Origin of the sequence: Catenulispora sp. EB89 (assembly GCF_041261445.1) — a bacterium.
Lineage (GTDB): Bacteria > Actinomycetota > Actinomycetes > Streptomycetales > Catenulisporaceae > Catenulispora.
The window spans coordinates 50,078-68,305 of sequence record NZ_JBGCCU010000044.1 but is presented as its reverse complement, the minus strand read 5'-3'; the positions used below and the strand labels follow the sequence as shown (position 1 = coordinate 68,305).

14 protein-coding genes and 1 pseudogene are annotated in these 18,228 nt (G+C 71.1%); 2 read left to right on the top strand and 13 right to left on the bottom strand.

Features of this window, described 5'->3' with window-relative positions:
* Positions 1-580: 580 nt before the first annotated feature.
* The 7 genes and pseudogenes from ABH920_RS48060 to ABH920_RS48030 all read right to left on the bottom strand — a co-directional run bounded on the left by ABH920_RS48060 (position 581) and on the right by ABH920_RS48030 (position 8,359).
* Positions 581-1,345: an ABC transporter permease gene (locus ABH920_RS48060; protein WP_370356205.1), complete on the bottom strand. Its 765-nt coding sequence runs from the start codon at positions 1,343-1,345 to the stop codon at positions 581-583.
* A 224-nt stretch (positions 1,346-1,569) separates the two neighbouring features.
* Positions 1,570-2,322, bottom strand: a pseudogene (locus tag ABH920_RS48055) (ABC transporter ATP-binding protein); the annotation flags it as partial.
* A gap of 300 nt (positions 2,323-2,622) precedes the next feature.
* Positions 2,623-2,931 carry a DUF1048 domain-containing protein gene (locus ABH920_RS48050; RefSeq protein ID WP_370356201.1) on the bottom strand — a complete coding sequence of 103 codons (309 nt, stop codon included), beginning with the start codon at positions 2,929-2,931 and terminating at the stop codon, positions 2,623-2,625.
* A 1-nt stretch (position 2,932) separates the two neighbouring features.
* The gene (locus ABH920_RS48045; protein WP_370356199.1) at positions 2,933-3,292 is read right to left on the bottom strand and encodes a DUF1048 domain-containing protein; all 360 of its coding nucleotides are present in this window, start codon (positions 3,290-3,292) and stop codon (positions 2,933-2,935) included.
* Positions 3,289-3,615, bottom strand: a complete 327-nt coding sequence (locus tag ABH920_RS48040) for a PadR family transcriptional regulator (RefSeq protein ID WP_194910404.1) — start codon at positions 3,613-3,615, stop codon at positions 3,289-3,291. Before ABH920_RS48040 ends, ABH920_RS48045 begins: the two co-directional genes overlap by 4 nt.
* 110 nt (positions 3,616-3,725) lie before the next feature.
* Positions 3,726-7,070: an AMP-binding protein gene (locus ABH920_RS48035; RefSeq protein WP_370356197.1), complete on the bottom strand. Its 3,345-nt coding sequence runs from the start codon at positions 7,068-7,070 to the stop codon at positions 3,726-3,728.
* Positions 7,071-7,153: 83 nt separating this feature from the next.
* On the bottom strand, positions 7,154-8,359 hold the full coding sequence (locus ABH920_RS48030; RefSeq protein WP_370356195.1) for a cytochrome P450: 1,206 nt from the start codon (positions 8,357-8,359) through the stop codon (positions 7,154-7,156).
* A gap of 300 nt (positions 8,360-8,659) precedes the next feature.
* Between ABH920_RS48030 and ABH920_RS48025 the strand changes: the two genes are divergently transcribed.
* Both ABH920_RS48025 and ABH920_RS48020 read left to right on the top strand, forming a co-directional pair.
* The gene (locus tag ABH920_RS48025) at positions 8,660-10,252 is read left to right on the top strand and encodes an FAD-dependent monooxygenase (RefSeq protein ID WP_370356192.1); all 1,593 of its coding nucleotides are present in this window, start codon (positions 8,660-8,662) and stop codon (positions 10,250-10,252) included.
* Between the two features lie 273 nt (positions 10,253-10,525).
* Positions 10,526-10,873, top strand: coding sequence for a hypothetical protein (locus ABH920_RS48020; RefSeq protein ID WP_370356190.1), 348 nt, complete (start codon positions 10,526-10,528; stop codon positions 10,871-10,873).
* A gap of 149 nt (positions 10,874-11,022) precedes the next feature.
* Here the strand turns inward: ABH920_RS48020 and ABH920_RS48015 are convergent, their stop codons facing one another.
* The 6 genes from ABH920_RS48015 to ABH920_RS47990 are packed head-to-tail and all read right to left on the bottom strand — an operon-like array spanning position 11,023 to position 18,228.
* On the bottom strand, positions 11,023-12,120 hold the full coding sequence (locus ABH920_RS48015) for an HAD-IIIC family phosphatase (RefSeq protein ID WP_370356188.1): 1,098 nt from the start codon (positions 12,118-12,120) through the stop codon (positions 11,023-11,025).
* A 59-nt stretch (positions 12,121-12,179) separates the two neighbouring features.
* Complete coding sequence (locus ABH920_RS48010) at positions 12,180-13,280, bottom strand: acyl-CoA dehydrogenase family protein (RefSeq protein WP_370356186.1); 1,101 nt, start codon at positions 13,278-13,280, stop codon at positions 12,180-12,182.
* On the bottom strand, positions 13,273-13,560 hold the full coding sequence (locus ABH920_RS48005; RefSeq protein WP_370356184.1) for an acyl carrier protein: 288 nt from the start codon (positions 13,558-13,560) through the stop codon (positions 13,273-13,275). The genes ABH920_RS48010 and ABH920_RS48005 overlap by 8 nt, the downstream gene beginning before the upstream one ends.
* Positions 13,557-14,246, bottom strand: a complete 690-nt coding sequence (locus tag ABH920_RS48000; RefSeq protein WP_370356182.1) for an O-methyltransferase — start codon at positions 14,244-14,246, stop codon at positions 13,557-13,559. The genes ABH920_RS48005 and ABH920_RS48000 overlap by 4 nt, the downstream gene beginning before the upstream one ends.
* Complete coding sequence (locus tag ABH920_RS47995) at positions 14,246-15,094, bottom strand: 3-hydroxyacyl-CoA dehydrogenase family protein (RefSeq protein ID WP_370356180.1); 849 nt, start codon at positions 15,092-15,094, stop codon at positions 14,246-14,248. Before ABH920_RS47995 ends, ABH920_RS48000 begins: the two co-directional genes overlap by 1 nt.
* Before the next feature lie 2 nt (positions 15,095-15,096).
* Positions 15,097-18,228 carry a type I polyketide synthase gene (locus ABH920_RS47990; protein ID WP_370356178.1) on the bottom strand — a complete coding sequence of 1,044 codons (3,132 nt, stop codon included), beginning with the start codon at positions 18,226-18,228 and terminating at the stop codon, positions 15,097-15,099.

Below are 18,228 nucleotides of genomic sequence, written 5' to 3'. Positions count from 1 at the left end.
CGCCGAACGCCTCGCTAAACTCCTGAACACGAATCAGTAGCCGCCGTTGCAACGACCACTGAAATCCGCCCCTCGAGGCGCCCACCAAACGCGGCAGACGGCCGCCCACATGACGTGTGCGCAGTGACTCGGACCCACGCGTGGTCGTGGACGCGAAAACCGCCAGCCGCCAACGCAACCCGCACCGCACAACCGAACTGCGTCCCCCCGCGAGGTCACCAAACCTTAGGCGAAGCCGTCAAAAAACGCCTGTAAACCACAGACCAACCGCACCCCGGCAGCGCACCGACACCAAGCAGCACCCCGCCCACCATCGCCACCAACCACCCGCCACGGCCACCGCCACCGCCACCAACCGCACCCGACACCGCCACCAACCGCACCCCAAACCAACGCGGCGCCAGATCCCTCAAGGACCCGGCGCCATCACCGCCGCCGCCACCACCGCACCACAAACCAAAGCGGCGCCAGATCCCTCAAGGACCCGGCGCCGCATCAGCGCTCAAACACCACCACCTCAGCGCTCGACACCCTCGCCTCAGCGCTCAAACATCCCCACCTCAGCGCTCGAACACCCACCTCAAGCGATCTGCCGCCGATACGTCATGATCGACAACGCATAGAACACCACCAACACCCCGCCCAGCCAAGCCGCGGCGAGCCACGCCTGGTTCCCCACCGCCTGGTTGTCGATCAGGGCCCGGATCGAGTTCACGACCGGTGTGACCGGCTGGTTGTTGGCGAAGGCCTGTAGCGCCCCCGGCATGGTCTTCGTCGGGACCATCGCCGAGCTGAGGAAGGGCAGGAAGATCAGCGGGTACGCGAACGCCCCCGCCCCCTCCGCCGTCTTGGCGGCCAGTGCGGCCAGGACGGCGATCCAGGTCAGGGCCACGGTGAACAGGCACAGGAGTGCTGTGATGCCCAGCCAGGAGACCACTCCGGCGCTCGAGCGGAATCCGACGGCCATCGCCACCAGGACCACGATCACCAGTGAGATCGCGTTGGCGACCAGGGCTGTCAGCACGTGTGCCCACAGGACGCTGGAGCGGGCGATCGGCATGGAGTGGAAGCGTTCGAAGATGCCGCTGCGGCGGTCGGTGAACAGCCGGAGGTTCGTGTACGAGATGCCCGACGCGATGGTGATGAGCAGGATGCCGGGCAGGATGTACTTGACGTACGCCGCCCTGCCTCCGGGGTCGACCGCGCCGCCGAGCACGTACAGGAACATCAGCATCATCGCGATCGGGGTGATAGCGGTGGTGATGATGGTGTCCGGGCTGCGCAGGATGTGCCGCATGGAGCGGCCCATCATGACCGAGCTGTCGCCCAGGAAACGGCTCATGATTGCTCCTTGCTGGTCATGTCGGCACCCGTCGTGGTGGCACCCGTCGCGTTGACACTGGTCACGGCACTCGTCGCGTTGCCACCCGCCGCGTTGACACCGGTCACCGCGCCCGCCGCGTTGACACCCGTCACAGCACCCGCCGTGTTAACGCTCGCCGCGTCGCCACCCGCCGGATCGCCACCCGCCAGATCCCCGGTCTGCCCCGGCACGCCCCCGCCGACCCGCCCGACGACCGCGAAGTACACGTCCTCCAGCGTCGGCTTCACCTCGACGTACTCGACCTTCGGCGGCCCGAGCAGTTCCTGCAGCTCGCTCAGCGTGCCGTTCACGATGATCCGGCCCTCGTGCAGGATCGCGATCCGGTCCGCGAGCTCCTCGGCCTCGTCCAGGTACTGCGTCGTGAGCAGCACGGTCGTGCCGCGCCGGGCGAGTTCCTTGACCGTCTCCCACACCTCCTGGCGCCCCTCGGGGTCCAGGCCGGTCGTCGGCTCGTCGAGGAAGATCACCGACGGGCTCCCGATGAGGCTCATGGCCACGTCCAGCCGGCGCCGCATGCCGCCGGAGTACGTCGCCGCGCGCCGGGCGCCGGCCTCGGTCAGCCCGAAGCGGTCCAGCATCTGGTCGGCGACCTCGTGCGGGTTCGCCACGTGCCGCAGCTTCGCCACCAGGACCAGGTTCTCCCGGCCGCTGAGGATGTCGTCGACCGCGGTGAACTGGCCGGTGAGGCTGATGGACTCCCGCACGTTCATCGCCTGCGTCGCGACGTCGAAGCCGTTGACGCTGGCCGATCCGGCGTCGGCCCGCAGCAGCGTGGCCAGGATCTTCACCAGCGTGGTCTTGCCGGCGCCGTTCGAGCCGAGCAGGGCGAAGATGGTGCCCGGCTGGACCTCGAAGTCCACGCCTCGCAGGACTTTGAGATTCTTGTACGACTTCTCCAGGCCCTGGACGCGGATCGGCAGGACTAGTTGCGCGCTCATCGGGTGGCCCCCTTCACACTCGCAGTGGTTTCGCCGGTGCCGGTCATCAGGTAGCGTTGGATCCGTCCACGTTCTGTGGCCATGTCGTGGCCCCCTCCTCGCCGGAGCTTTCGACCTGTTCTGTCAGGGAGCTCCAAGCCCCGCAGAACTTCTTTGACGCACGCCGAGGCCGCGCTGCTCGATTCCAGCGAGCAGCGCGCGGACGGTGGCCTCGGCGTCGACGCCGACGGAACTCGCCGACGGAACTCCCAGCCCCGGTCGCGCCGTCAGCATCGGACCGGGTGGGCTGCTCGGCGGGCGCTACTGCCCGCCGAGGGACTCGCGGTAGACGTCAGCGTTGGTCTGCGAGTCCTTGATCAGGTTGTCGGTGAAGGCGGCGACGTCCGCCCCGGTGAGTTCGAGGACTCCCTTGCCGGACGCGGCGCCCTCCTCGAAGAAGTCGACGATCCTGGAGAGCAGGTTCCCCTCCTCCAGATCGACCGGCCCCACCTTGAACAGGTACTTCTGCATCTCCTTGTAGACGATGCGGTAGTCCGGCGGCAGCGCGTTGACCCGCGCCACGTGGTCCCGCCACTGCTTCTTGCCCTCGACGATGTCCTGGATCCCCATGTCAGCCTCCCAGCCGGCTCAGCTTCTTGGCGACGTCCCGGTTCAGCTGCTCGCGCCACTTGTCGCGATAGGTCCGGGCCTGCTCCTCGCCGCCGACCAGGGCCTTGGCGAAGCCCTCGACGTCGTCGCCGAGCACCTCGGCGATGCCGAGGCCTTCCGCGGCCGACTCCTCCAGCAGGCCCAGAACGCCGTCGAGGATCGGCATCAGGCTGCGGCCGGAGAAGTCCCCGCGCGGCAGCAGGGCCGCCACGACCCGCTCGTACGCCGCCTGGTAGTCGGCCGGCAGCGCCTTGGCCCGGGCTTCGAAGCCCTTCCATTCCTTGGACAGGTCGCTGCCTGTGACGTTCTCCCAGAACTTCATCGGCTGCCCTCCTTCAGTGTGTTGATGCGCGACGAGAGGTACTCCCATTTCGCCCAGAACCTCGCCAGCTCCGCACGCCCGGCGTCGTTGAGCGCGAAGAACTTCCGCGGCGGGCCCTGCGCCGATGGCCGCTTGGTCACCTCGACCAGCCCGTTCTTCTCCAGCCGGACCAGGATCGTGTAGGTCGTGCCTTCGACGACATCGGGGAAGCCCAGATCGTTCAGCCGACGGGTGATGGCGTAGCCGTACGTCTCCTCGTTGCCGATGATCTGGAGAACACAGCCTTCGAGCGTGCCCTTCAGCATCTCTGTCAGATCGTCCATCGCGAGCCCTCCTCTCAGTACTTAGTAGTGCCGAGTACCACTACACAGTATCACGGAGTAGTGGATGGCGGAAGCGGACGCGCGCGAGCCGCCGACCTGGCCCTAGAGGGCTAGAGGACTTCGCCGTCCTTCGTCCGCCGCCGCAGAGCAGGCCTGGTGGACTGCGCGAGGCTGCTCCACATCTCCGACAGGCCGGTGATGGTCCGGACCGCGAACAGCGTGCGGATCGACAGCTCCTGGTTCAGCTCCGAGCGGACCAGGCCGACCAGCCGGATCGCCCGCAGCGAGTTGCCGCCGAGGTCGAAGAAGTCCTCGTCGATGCCCACCCGCTCCACTTCCAGCGCCTCGGCGAAGACCTCGGCCAGAATCCGCTCGGTGTCGTTGCGCGGCGCCCGGTACCCCGGTCCGCCGAACTCGGGCGCCGGCAGCGACGCCCGGTCCACCCGGCCGCCGGCGGTCAGCGGCAGAGCGTCCAACACGACGAAGACCGACGGGACCAGGTACTCGGGCAGGCGCTCGGCGGCGAACCGGCGCAGGTCCTCGCTCGACGGACCGGCCTGGTCCGCCGCGCCTTCTCGCGCGCCATCGCCTGTGCCCGCGCCGGCTACGCCGGCCTTGCCATCCTTGCCATCCTTGCCGGCCGCCGGGACGACGTAGGCCGCAAGACACTGCCGACCAGAGGGGTCCCGCACGCCAGCCACCAGCGCATGCGCCAGCCCGGCATGCTCGGACAGTACTTCTTCGACCTCTGCGGCCTCCACAGCGTGCCCACGCACCTCGACCCGCGCCCCGGCCGTGCCCACGTACTCCAGCCGGGCCGAGCCGTCTCCGTCAGCGACCCATCGGACCCGATCCCCGGTCCGGAACATCCGAGCGCCGGGCGCACCGAACGGACAGGGGACGAAGCGCTCCGCAGTGTGCCCGGGCTGTCCGGGGTAGCCGCGCGCCACGCCGGACCCGGCCACGTACAGCTCCCCGGTCACGCCGACCGGGACCGGAGCCAGCCCGGCGCCCAGCACGTAGACGGCAGTGTTGTCCAAGGGACCGCCGATCGTGCCCGGCAGCACCGGCGCGTCCACCGCCACGCGATGGGACGCGGCGAACCCGGCCGCCTCGGTCGGTCCGTAGCCGGTGACGATCATCAGGTCGGGGCAAGCCGCCCGCACTCGCCGCACCGCGGCCGCGGGTACACGGTCCACGCCGGTCCATACCTCGCGCACCCCGGCCAGGCGCTCGGGACGGTCCGCCGCGATCGCGCAGAACTGTCCGGCGGACAGCCACAGCGAGCTGACGTCGTCCGGCGTCCGGTCGTCGGTCAGGTCGTCGGGGTCCAGCTCGCCGGGCGGGGCCACGACCACGCGGCCGCCGGTCAGCAGCGGGGTCCACAGTTCGAGGGCGAGCGCGTCGAAGGTGTGCGGCGAGTGCCACAGCACCGCGGTCTCGCCGCCTTCCTGCCAGCGGCGGTCCATGACCAGCCGCTGCATGTTCCGGTGTGTCACCGCGACGGAGGCGGTCGCACCGTGCGACCCGCCGCCGTACAGCACGGCCATCAGGTTGTCCGGATGCGGCGGGACCGAGGCAGCCGAACCGCCGTGGCCGTCACCGACACCGTCACCGTCACCGTCGCCAACAACATCAGCACCCTGCGCCAAGACCTGGCTCAGCACGATCGCCGGCACTCCCAGCTCAGGACCGAGCTCGTCGGCGGTCGCCGCGTCAGTCAGCAACGCGTGCACCGAGCAGTCACCGAACACCGGCTTGACCGCCTCCACCGGCCGCGACGGGTCGATCGGCAGATACGCGCCGCCGGCCTTCAGCACCCCCAGCAACGCGACCGCCAAGTCCACCGAGCGCGGCAGCCCCACCGCCACCAGCGCCTCAGGCCCGACACCCCGGCTCCGCAACGCCTCGGCCAGGTGAGTGGAGCGTATGTCCAGCTCCCGATAGGAAACCGCCGAGGCCCACGACACGAGCGCGTCCGCCTCGGGGCTGCGCTGCGCCTGGAGCGCGAACAGCTCGGGGACGGTCAGCTCCGGCAGCGGCACGGCGGTGTCGTTCGGCGCCGTCAGCACCCGATCCCGCTCGGCGCCGTCGAGGATGTCCAGAGCACCGACCGCCAGCCCCGGATCGGCCGCCGTCAGGGCCCTGATGACCGCGATCAGCTCGGTCCCAATAACCCTCAGCTCGGCAGGCGAGTACAGACCCTCGGGCGCGTCGAGCCGGAAGTAGAGGTCGCTGTCCGGACTCCCGTCGGTGCCGACGCTGAACGACAGCTCGTTGAAGACCCCGTTGATCCCGCCGAAGGCGCGCGCCGGGCAGCCCGCGAAGTCCAGCCGGTCGGCGAACTCGATGATGTTCAGGACCGCGCCGTAGCTGGCGCGGTCGGTCGGCGCCGTGCCGGCCGCCTGCTGGATCTCCGAGTAGTGGCACGCCGTGTGGTCGAAGATGTCGAACGTCTGGTCGCCGACGGCTTCGGCGACCTCGGCGAAGGTCGCGCTCAGCGGGACCGCGACGCGCACCGGCACCACGTTCACCGCCAGCCCCGGTGTCCGGCCGGCGGCGCCGGACCGGTTGCCCACGGCCAGCGACAGCAGGAACTCCGGGAGGTCGCAGCGCTGCCGGAAGTACACCGCCGCGGCGGCGGTGACCATCGAGGACAGCCATACCCCCATCGTCTTCGCGGCCTCGCGCCAGGCGTCCGCCTCGGCGCGCGGCACCGTCAGCGTGCGGCTCACCACGCCGATCGCGCCGGCCAGCTCCGACCAGCGGTCGGCGTCGTCGATCGGGGCGCTGAGCGCGGTCTGCGCCGCCTCGGACAGCGCGATGCGCGGAATCCGCGCGGGTGCGGGGGCGGCTTTCAGGTAGTCGCGCCAGAACGCCTTGTCGTCGGTGAACCTGCGGGAGGCGTGGTACTCGGTCGCGATGGCCGCGAACGAGCCGGCGTCCCATGCGTGTCGTGGCTCGGAGACGGAGGAGCCGCGTGCCAGCGCCGTGTAGACCTCGGCGAGGCGGTGCGACAGCAGGCCCGCCGCGCCGAAGCCGTCGGATATCAGGTGGTGGTAGGCGATGACCACGAGGGACCGGGACGCCGCAAGCTTGACCACGCCGAGCCGGAACAGCAGATCGCGCTCCAGGTCGAAGGGCTGCCGGATCATCTCGGCCAGCGCGTCGCGCGCCGCCTGCTGGGGATCGGCGGCGTCGGAGACGTCCAGGAAGAAGGGCTGCCAGTCCCCCAGCTCCCGGGGGATCATGCGCAGCCCGCCGCCGTCGTCGGCGAAGGTGACGCGCAGTACTTCGGCCTCGTCCAGCACCTGCCGGAACGCGGCCCCCATGACCGCCGGGTCCAGCTCACCGTCGACATCCCACATGGTCAGCGCGTGGTTCAACGCGTCGGCGGAGAGTTTCTGCGCCAACCACAATCCCTTATGCGCAGACGACGCCTCGAACGAACGCACCGGATCAACCCCTCGGTATTTCAAGAGTTCAAGAGTTCATGAGTTCAAGCCCGGGAAAGAACTGCGCCGGATCGCCCGAGCCCTCAGGCGTCCCAGGTGACCGGGAAACTCGTCATCCCGTATACCGCCGCGGTATCGGGGCGCAGGCCGATCTCCTCGACCGGCACGGCCGGGCGCAGGGTGGGGAAGCGGTCGAACAGGGCGGTCAGTGCGACCCGCAGCTCCATGCGGGCCAGCTGCTGGCCCAGGCACTTGTGGCTGCCGTGCCCGAACGCGACGTGGGTGACGGCCTTCCGGCGCAGGTCGAGCTTCTGCGGGTCGGGGAAGCGGTCGGGGTCACGGTTGGCGGTGTTGTAGGACAGGACGACCACCGTGCCGGCTTTGACGAGCACGCCGCCGACTTCCACGTCCTCCAGTGCCCGGCGCATGAACGTCTTGGCGACGGTCAGGTAGCGCAGGAGCTCGTCCACGGCGCCCTCGGCATGCTCCGGCTCGTTGCGCAGCACGGCCAGCTGGTCCGGGTTCTGCAACAGCGCGAAGGTGCTCAGCGCCAGGGTGTTCGCGGTGGTGTCGAAGCCGGCGAGCATCGTGAAGAAGCTGATGCCCTTCAGCTCCTCGTTGGTGAGGTCGGTCTCGGTCAGGTCGCTGAGGATGTCGTCGGTGGGGTTCGCGCGCTTGGCGACGACCAGGTCCGCGAAGTACTGCTGGGCCGCGGCGAAGGCCGTCATCTGCTCCTCGGTGCTGGCCTGCCCGCCGAGGAAGAGGTCGAGCTGCTCCTGGAAGTACTTCCGGTCCTCGTACGGGACGCCCAGCAGCTCGCAGATCATGATGGTCGGGATGGGCTTGGCGAACGCGCTGACGAGTTCGGCCGGCGGCCCGGACGCCTCCATGGCGTCCAGGCACTCGGCGGTGATCTGCTCGACGCGCTCGGTCAGCTGCCGGATCCGGCGCGGGGTCAGGCGGCTCGCCAGGGGCTTGCGATAGCGTCCGTGCAGGGGCTCGTCCATGAACACCATCTCGCCGGGCCCGGCCGGCGGCGGGTCCCAGCCGGTGATGTCCATGGACAGGTCGAGCATCAGCTCTTTGCGGGCGCTGAAGCGCGGGTCGGCCAGGATCGCGCGGACCTGGTCGTAGCCGGTGACCACGTAGGCGGGGACGTCGCCGGGGAAGGTGAAGCCGCTGACCGGGCCGTGGGCGCGGGCTTCGAGCAGCTCCGCCGGGGGGTCGAAGGGGCAGCCGGGCCGGCGCTCCAGCATCATCGTCTCGACGGCGTGAAGAGCTTCAGCCATGGACCATCCTCATTTCACGGCATACATATGTGGCCGGCGTCGGGCTACGCCGCAACCAGCGTGATTGTCATTAGGGCGGCTGTCAATAAAACGCGGGGCGGCGGGCGCTAAAGCCTTGGCGAATCGGCGGCAAATCAGTAAAGGCATTGCATGCGAGGGCTTGACTGTAATAGCGGTCGGCAATTCCAATGAATGGCGCCGAAAGGCGCGCGCGGGGCGCCGGAGCGTCCCGCCGACGGGACACGGCCCGGGCCGACATGAGGGAGCCAGTTGCGAGACACCGGCAGGGACACGGATGCCTTGGACACAGACACGGCCACGGACACGGATGCCGTGGAACCGGATGTCATGGACACGGACGTGGTGATCGCGGGCGCCGGGCCGACCGGCCTGATGCTCGCCTGCGAGCTGCGGCTGGCGGGGGTCGACGTGACGGTGGTCGAGCGGCTGGCGGAGCGGACCGGCCAGTCGCGGGCCGGCGGCATCCACTCCCGCACACTGGAGGTGCTGGACCAGCGCGGGATCCTGGACCGCTTCCTGGCGGCCGGGCGGCTGGAGCCGGTGGGCCACTTCTCCGGGCTGTACCTGGAGTTCGACGAGGCGGAGTCGCGGCATCCTTATCCGCTGACCATCCTGCAGCCGGTCATCGAGCGGCTGCTCGAGGAGTGGGGCGCCGAGCTGGGGGTGCGGGTGCGGTGGTCGTCGGAGGTGACCGGCGTGCGGCAGGACGCGGACGGCGTGACCGTCGAGCTGAACGCGGGGCAGGGGGCGCAGGGCGCGCAGGCAGCGTCAGCGGAAGCAGCGACGCTGCGGGCTCGCTACCTCGTGGGCTGCGACGGCGGCCGCAGCGTGGTCCGCAAACTGGCGGGCATCGACTTCCCCGGCACCGCGGCGACGATGACCTCGCTGATCGGCGACGTCGAGCTGCCCGAGCTGACCGAGGACTACGTCTGGGGCGGACGCGGCGAGGGCGGCCACTGGTCGGCGATCAACTTCGAGCCGGGCTGGCACCGGGTGATCACGTCCGAGTACGACCACGTCACCGACCCCGAGGGGCCGGTGACGTTCGAGCAGCTGCGCGCCTCCCTGATCAAGCTCATCGGCACCGACCACGGCATGCGCAACCCGCGCTGGGTGTCCCGCTTCAACGACACCGCGCGCCAGGCCGCCGAGTACCGCACAGGCCGGATCCTGCTCGCCGGCGACGCCGCGCACATCCATTTCCCGGCCGGCGGCCAGGGCCTGAACATGGGCGTCCAGGACGCGGTGAACCTCGGCTGGAAGCTCGGCCTGGTGGTCGCCGGCCGGGCGCCGGAGGCCCTGCTGGACACGTACCACGCCGAGCGCCACCCGGTCGCCGAACGCGTCCTGCACAACACCCGCGCCCAGGCCGCCCTGAGCCGCCCGGACCCGCAGACCGAGGCGCTGCGCGAGGTGTTCGCCTCACTGATCGTGTACGACGACGTCAACCAGCACCTGCGCGACATGCTCACCGCCCTCGGCATCCGCTACCCCGGCGCCGGCGACCACCCGCTGGCGGGCCGCCGCGCCCCCGACGCCGGCCTGAAGACCGCCGCGGGCGACACCCGCGTCTACGAACTCCTGCACACGGCGCGCCCGCTCCTGCTCGACCTACGAGGCAGCGCAGCAGTGGCGGCGGCGCTGGAGGGCTGGGGCGACCGCGTCGACCTCGTCGAGGCCCGCGCGGAGGACGACACCTGGACCGTCCCGGCCGTCGGCGAGATCCCGGCGCCGGCCGCACTGCTCATCCGGCCCGACGGGCACGTGGCGTGGGTGAGTGCAGCCGGGACGCCGGACACCGCCGCACTTCAGACGGCGCTCGCAAGCTGGTTCGGGCCGCGGCTGGGACGGCGGACGCGGCGCGCTCGGTAGCACCTCGCTGGCAGGTATCAGCCCACTGCTGAGAGCCGGGCGCTCACAACTGATGGCTCTGTCGGCGATCGGCTCGACCCGCACACCGTCGCCGCTTCGCCATCGCCGAACACCCCGAGCAGCTCCTCGGCCGTGTCGTCGGCCGTTCCAACCAGCTCGACGCCCTTATGTTTGACTCGACGCCCTTATGCTTGAAACGACAGTGCTTTGGCTGCCGCACCAGCGCGTCATTCTCGGACGACGAATACCACGACCTGCTGCTACGGTCCCCTGGTGACCTTGCGCGACCTCAGCCAACGTCTGGACGACGCCCAGCGTCAACGTGTGCAACAAGTCGTTCAGGACCGACTCGCCGACGACGAAGACCAAGATGAATGCCGCTACATCATGAGATTCTGGTGGCAGCTGTCGATGTCGTACACCGAGGTCACTCTCGAACAGCTGCGGGAACACGTCCACGAACCGAAACTCAGCGCGATCGAAGCGCTGATCGACGCAATCCGATCCTCTTCTGAGGCCGTTCAGACGTGGATCGACGCGGCGGAGGATGACTTCCCGATCATCGTCGACCGCGGGGCTCGCCTTATCCTGGGGCTAGACGCCCCTTGCGACGAAGCCTGACCCAGCAGTCCTGAGATCATCACCTGCTCGCCAGGCCGCAACAAGATCGCCGACAGAGCCCAACTTATGTAGTACCGGCACCGTTCTTACCGGAACCGGCAGCCCAGCCGCGCCGCCAGGCATCAGCCCGCCGGCGCGGCCCAAGCCGCCTACTCCCACTCCACCGCAGCCGCGCCCCCACCCCCGCCCAGCACCGGCGCGACCACGCGCATCGTCGTCGGCGCCTCCTGCCGTGTCGGCTCCAGGTGCAGGCACTCCGTGCCCTCCGGCACCGTGAAGGCGCCCAGGCAGTCGCAGCCTCCGGTGCCGAAGCCCGCGAAGCGGTACGCCACCTCCATGATCCGGTTGCGGTCGGTGCGCCGGAAGTCGGCGGCCAGGTGCACGCCGGCGCGGGCGGCGGCGTCGGTGAGCCAGCGCAGCAACACGGTGCCCGCGCCGAAGGAAACCACGCGGCAGGAGGTGGCCAGGAGTTTGATGCGCCAGACCCGCGGCAGCTTCTCGATCAGCAGCACGCCCACCGCGCCGTGCGGGCCGAAGCGGTCGGCCATCGAGACCACCAGGACGTCGTGGTCCGGCGCGCCCAGCAGGGAGCGGAGCGCCTCCTGCGAGTAGTGCACGCCGGTGGCGTTCATCTGGCTGGTCCGGCGGGTCAGCTCCTCGACGCGGGTCAGGTCCTCGTCGCAGGCCTCGGCGATGTGCGTCTCGATGCGCAGCGAGCGCAGGAAGTCCTCGTCGGCGCCGTCGAAGCGCTCGCGGTGCTCCTCGCGTTCGGCGGCGGCCTGGTACATCTGCCGGCGGCGGCGCGCGTCGGCGGTGACCGCCGGGGGGCTGAACTCCGGGCGGTCGAGCAGGTCGCGGGCCTGGTCGGCCGGGTAGCAGCGGACGTCGGGCAGGTGGTGGGCGACCTCGGCGCGCTCGGCCGGCTGGTCGTCGATGAAGGCGATCGTGGTGAGCGCGAAGTCCAGGCGCTCGGCGATCTTGCGGACCGAGTCCGACTTCGGGCCCCAGTCGATGTGCGCCGCCACGAAGTACTCGGCCAGGCCCAGCTCCTCCAGCCGGGCCCAGGCCGGGTCGTGGTCGTTGCGGCTGGAGACGGCCTGGAGCACGCCGCGCGCGTCCAGGCCCTCCACCACCGCGCGCACCCCGTCGTCGACCTCCACCCGGCCGTCCTCGGCCAGCGTGCCGTTCCACAAAGTGTTGTCCAGGTCCCAGACCAGGCATTTCACGATCGACTGCTCTTGCGCCATATCCCGCTCCCCTGTGTGCTTCGTCCGAGCTGTCCGAGCTGTCCCAACCGTCCGGTCCGTCAGCCGGCCAGTGCGGCGGCGTGCTCGGCCAGAATCAGCTGGCAGATCTCGTTGCTGCCCTCGATGACTTCCATCAGCTTCGCGTCCCGGTACGCGCGCTCCACCACGTGCCCGCCCGCCGCGCCCGCGGAGGCGAGGACCTGCAGCGCCGAGGCCGCGCCCCGGGCCGCGTTGCCGGCCGCGACGTACTTGGCCAGAACCGCCGCCGGTACCTGGTCCGGCGACCTCGCGTCCCAGGCCCGGCTCGCGTTCTCGCACGCGAAGGTCGCCGTGCGCTCGGCGGTGTAGAGCTCGGCGAGGTGCCGGGCGACGAGCTGGTGCCGGAGCAGCGGCTTGCCGAACTGCTCCCTGCGCCCGGCGTGCTCGGCGGCCGCGGCCAGACAGGCCCGCAGGATGCCGACACACCCCCAGGCCACCGACAGCCGGCCGTAGGTCAGGGCGATGGTGGTCAGCATCACGACCGGCTGTCCCGCCGCCGCCAGCAAGTTGGCGGCAGGCAGCCGCACGTTGTCGAGCGTGACGGAGGCGTGCCCGGCGGCCCGGCAGCCGAGCGGATGCTCCACCGGCCGCACCCGCACCCCGGGCGCCGAAGCCGGCACCACGACCACGCCGCCGCCGCCCGCGTACCGGCCGAACACCACGATCCAGTCCGCGTACGCGGCGACCGTGATCCACGTCTTGGCCCCGTCGACGACGATCTCGTCGCCCTCGCGCCGGATCTCCGTGCTCATCGCCGCCAGATCGCTGCCGGCGCCGGGCTCGCTGAACGCCACCGCGGCCAGTTCCCCGCCGGTGAGCCGCCCGATGAACTCAGCACGCTGCGCCCGGTCCCCGAACCGCTGGATCGCCCACGCGGCCATCCCCTGCGAGGTCATCACGCTGCGCAGCGAACTGCACAGCGCGCCGGTGTGCGCGGTCAAGGCCCCGTTGTCCGTCCCGGACAGCCCGAGGCCGCCGAAATCGGAGGCGACCTCGGCGCACAACACGCCTTTCGCCCCCAGGCCTCGCAGAACGTCGAGCGGAATCGCACCCGCGGTGTCCCAGCCGCCCGCGCTGTCCCCGACGGTCTCGGTGACCACGGCGGTCAACGTCTCAAGCACCGGCGCCGCGCAGCCGCGTCACGAGCGAGCTCATCGCCCGCACCGTCCGGAAGTTGTCCATCGCCAGATCGGCACCCTCCACCGCGACGTCGAACGTCCCCTCCACGAACACCACCAGCTCCATCGCGAACAGCGAGGACACCACACCGGAGGCGAACAAGTCCGTCTCCGGCTCCCAGACGGCCTTGGTCTTCGCCTCCAGGAAATCGCCGATCTGCCGCTCGATCTGCTCTACCTGATCAATCTGCTCGACCGATGCCCCGGTCGCCGCGTCCGTCATCGGACCGCCCCTTCTCCACTCGGATTCCTCTTGCGGGCCAGCGTGATCCCGTCCGCCATCACGAGCATGGACAGGTCGACCCTCTTGTCGTCGTACAGCGAGGCGTTGAGCGCGCGGACCGCCTCGGTCTCGGGATCGTCCGCGGCGGGGTCCGCGACCCGCCCGAAGAACAGCGTGTTGTCGAGCACCACCAGCCCGCCGGGCCGCAGATGCGCCAGCGCCTGCTCGTAGTACCCGGTGTAGCCGGCCTTGTCGGCGTCGACGAAGACCAGGTCGAAGGTCTCCGGCCCGCACTCCTGGAGCAACCCGGCCAGGGTCGCCGAGGCGTCCCCGAGCCGCAGCTCGACCCGGTCGGCCACCCCGGCGCGCGCCCAGTACCGCCGCGCGACCCGGGTCCAGCGCTCGCTGATGTCGCAGGTGACGATCCGCCCGCCGGGCGGCAGCGCCCGCGCCATGCACAGCGCGCTGTAGCCGGTGAACGTGCCGATCTCCAACACCCGGACGGCACCGGTCAGCCCGACCAGCAGAGCGAGCAGCTGCCCCTCCTCCGGCGACGTGACCATCGCGCTGAGCGCGGGCATCAGCGCCGTCTCGGCGACCAGATCGCGCAGGATCTCGTCGTCGCGCAGCGACACCGACCGCACATAGTCGAGCAGCCCCTCGCTCAGCTCCACCTGGCCGGCCATCAGCGGGTCCCGTACTCGTAGAAGCCCCGGCCGCTCTTGCGTCCGTGGTGGCCCTCGGCGACTTTGCGCAGCAGCAGGGGGCTGGGACGGCAGCCGGGATCGCCGGTGCGCTCGTAGAGCACCGTCAGGGAGTCGACGAGGTTGTCGATCCCGATCAGGTCGGCGGTGCGCAGCGGCCCGGTCCGGTGCCCGAGGCAGCCGGTCATCAGCGCGTCCACGTCCTCGACCCCGGCCCGGCCCTCCTCGACCACGTTCGCCGCGTCGTTGATCATGCGGTGCAGCAGCCGGCTGGTGACGAAGCCGGGGCCGTCGCCCACCACGATGCCCACGCGGTCCAGCGCCGCCAGCAGATCCCGCACCGCGGCCATCGCCGGCTCGCCGGTCTGCTTCCCGCGGATCACCTCGAACGTGCCGATCAGGTACGGCGGGTTCATGAAGTGCACGCCGACCAGGTCCTGCGGATCGGGCACCCGGGCGGCCAACTCGTCGACCGGGATCGAGGAGGTGTTGGTGATCCGCGGCGTCCCGGGCGCGACCGCCGCCGCGATCTCCTCGTGCAGCCGGGCCTTGAGCTCGGAGTCCTCGCTGACCGCCTCGATCACCCAGGCCGCCCCGGCGGCGGCCCCGACCGAATCGGCGATCCGCAGCTCGCCGGCCGGCCCGCCGCGCGGCAGGGCCCCGGTCATCTGCGCCAGCCGGAGCTCGTCGCGCAGCCGCCGGGGCGCCGAGTCCCGGCGCTCCGGGTCCACGTCCACCAGCGTGACCGGGACGCCCCGCCCGACCAGCAGCGTGGCGATCCCGATGCCCATGACTCCCGCGCCGAACACGGCGGCCGAAGGCGTTTGCATGATCACTCCGTTTCACCTTCCGGGCGGCCGCGAAGCGCCGCCGCGATGTACCCGGCGGCAAGGCGCGGCGTCGGGTGCTTCAGCGCCAGGCTCGGCCTGAACTTGATGTCGGTCATGGCGGTCAGCCGTTTCGACAGCTCGACCGCGAGCAGCGAGTCGAATCCCAGCTCCTTGAACTCCTGATCGGGATCGACGCTGCCGCCGTCGGGCTGGCCGAGCACGACCGCGACCGTGGCGAGCACGTGCTCCAGCACCAGCGCCGCGGCCTGCTCCGGCGGCAGGCCGGCGACCAGGCCCGGCAGCACCACCGGCTCGTCCTCGTCCGCGGCCGCCGCCACCAACGACTGCGCCGCGGCAGCGGTCCGGTCCGGGGAGCGCAGCCAGTACTGCCGCCGCTGGAACGCGTACGTCGGCAGGTCGACCCGCCGAGCCGCCCCGAACAGGGCGCTGAAGTCCACCGTCCCGCCCCGGACGTGCAGCTGGGCCAGCGACCCGAGCACCGACTCCACCTCGTCGCGGTCCCGCCGCCCCGAGGCGAGCACCACCGCGTCGGGAAGCTCCTCGACGATCTCCTGCACCGGCACGGCGAGCACCGGGTGCGGGCTCATCTCGGCGAACACCCGGAAACCGTCGTCCACCAACCGCCGGACGCAGGACTCGAAGAGCACCTTCTCCCGCAGGTTCTCGTACCAGTACGTGGCGTCCAGCTCTGCGGTGTCGATCACCGCGCCGTGGCGCGTGGAGTAGAACGGCAGCTTCGATTTCTGAGGACTCAGGCCGGACAGCGAGTCGAGCACCTGATCGCGGACCCGGCTCACCTGGTGCGAATGGGAGGCGTAGTCCACTGAGATCCTGCGGGCCTGAACACCCTCGGCGGTCATCTTCTCGACGAACTCCTCGATCGCGTCCGGCTCTCCGGAGACCACGACCGAGCGGGGTCCGTTGACGACGGCGACGCTCAGCCGCTCGCCCCACGCCGCCACGCTCGCCGCCACATGATCCGCGGACGCCGCGACCGAGGCCATCGTGCCGTGCCCGATCAGTTCCACCAGGGCCTTGCTCCGCAGCGCCACGGTCCGGGCGGCATCGCGCAGCGACAGCGCGCCGCACACGTACGCGGCGGCGATCTCCCCCTGGCTGTGCCCGACCACCGCGGCCGGCTCCACACCCCAGGACCGCCACAGCGCGGCCATGGACACCATCACGGCGAACAGGGCCGGCTGGACGACGTCCACCCGGTCCAGCGAAGCCGCCCCCGGCACCCCGCGCAGCACGTCCAGCAGCGACCAGTCGACCCACTCGGCCAACGCGGTCGCGCACTCGTCGAGGGCGGCGGCGAAGACCGGGAAGGCGTCAGACAACTGCCGTCCCATGCCGACCCACTGCGACCCCTGTCCCGGGAACACGAAGACCACGCCGCCGAGCGGCCCGGCGATCCCGCGCACCACCCCGGCGGCCTCGGTCCCGTCGCCGAGCGCGGCCAGGCCGCCGAGCAGCTCGTCCCGGTCCCGGCCCAGCACCACCGCGCGATGGCCGAAAGCAGTACGGCTGGAAACCAGCGAGAAGCCGATGTCGGCGGGATCGGCGTCCGGATCGGCGGCGACGAAGGCGCGCAGCCGGTCCGCCTGCCGCCGCAGCGCCGAGGCCTTCTTGGCCGAGACCACCCACGGCACCAGCCCGGCGGTGGCGGCGGCGACCTGTCGCCGGTCCGAATCAGCATCCTGGTCCGCCGCCGGCGCCTGCTCCAGCACCACGTGCGCGTTGGTCCCGCTGAAGCCGAACGACGACACCCCGGCGCGCCTCGGGCCGTCCGCCGCCGGCCACTCCCGCCCCTCCACCAGCAGCTCGACCGCGCCGGAGGACCAGTCGACATGCCGCGAGGCGGTCTGGACGTGCAGGGTCTTCGGCAGGAACCCGTGCCGCACGGCCAGCACGGCCTTGATGACCCCCGCGACCCCGGCCGCGGCCTGGGCGTGGCCGAGGTTCGACTTCAAGGACCCCAGCCACAGAGGTCTGCCCTCGGCCCGGCCCTGCCCGTAGGTCGCCAACAGCGCGTCCGCCTCGATCGGGTCCCCCAGCACGGTTCCGGTGCCGTGCGCCTCGACCAGGTCCACCCCGGCGGCGCTCACTCCGGCGTCGGCCAGCGCCTTGCGGATCACCTGCTTCTGGGCCCGGCCGCTGGGGGCGGTCAGCCCGTTGCTGGCGCCGTCCTGGTTCACCGCGGACCCGCGGAGCACGGCCAGGACGGGATGACCCGCGCGGCGCGCGTCGGACAGCCGCTCCAGCAACAGGACGCCGACCCCCTCGGCCCACCCGGTCCCGTCGGCGGTGTCGGCGAAGGCCTTGCACCGGCCGTCGGCGGACAGGCCGCGCTGCCGGGAGAACGAGACGAACGCCGCCGGAGTCGACATCACCGCCGCCCCGCCGGCGAGCGCCAGCGCGCACTCCCCGGAGCGCAGCGACCGCACCGCCAGGTGCAGCGCCACCAACGACGACGAGCACGCGGTGTCCACGGTCATCGCCGGCCCGGTGAGCCCCAGCTGGTAGGCCACCCGGCCGGCCGCGACGCTCAGGGCGCTGCCGAAGGACAGGTGGCCCTCCAGCTCGTGCCGGATCTCCAGGAACCGCAGCCCGTACTCCGGCGAGCTGACGCCGGAGAACACGCCGACCTCGGTGTCGCGCAGCTCGCCGGGCACGATGCCCGCGCGCTCGAACACCTCCCACGACGTCTCCAGCAGCAGCCGCTGCTGCGGGTCCATCGCCAGCGCCTCGCGCGGGCTGATGCCGAAGAAGTCCGCGTCGAACCCGGCCACGTCCGCCAGGAAACCTCCGTGCCGCACGTACGAAGTGCCGAGCGTGTCAGGGTCCGCGTCGAACACGTCCGGCCAGCCGCGGTCGGCCGGGAACTCCTGGACCAGGTCCCGGCCGTCGCGCACGGCGTCCCACAGTTCCTCGGGCGACTCCACGCCGCCGGGGAAGCGGCAGGCCATGGCGACCACGGCGATCGGCTCGCCGTGCCCGGCCTTCAGCGCCTCGTTCTCCCGCCGGAGCCGGTCGCGCTCCTCCAACAGCGTGCGAAGCGCCTGTTCGACCCGGCTCCCGCCGCCCGCCGCGCCGTCCGCGGATCGGTCCAT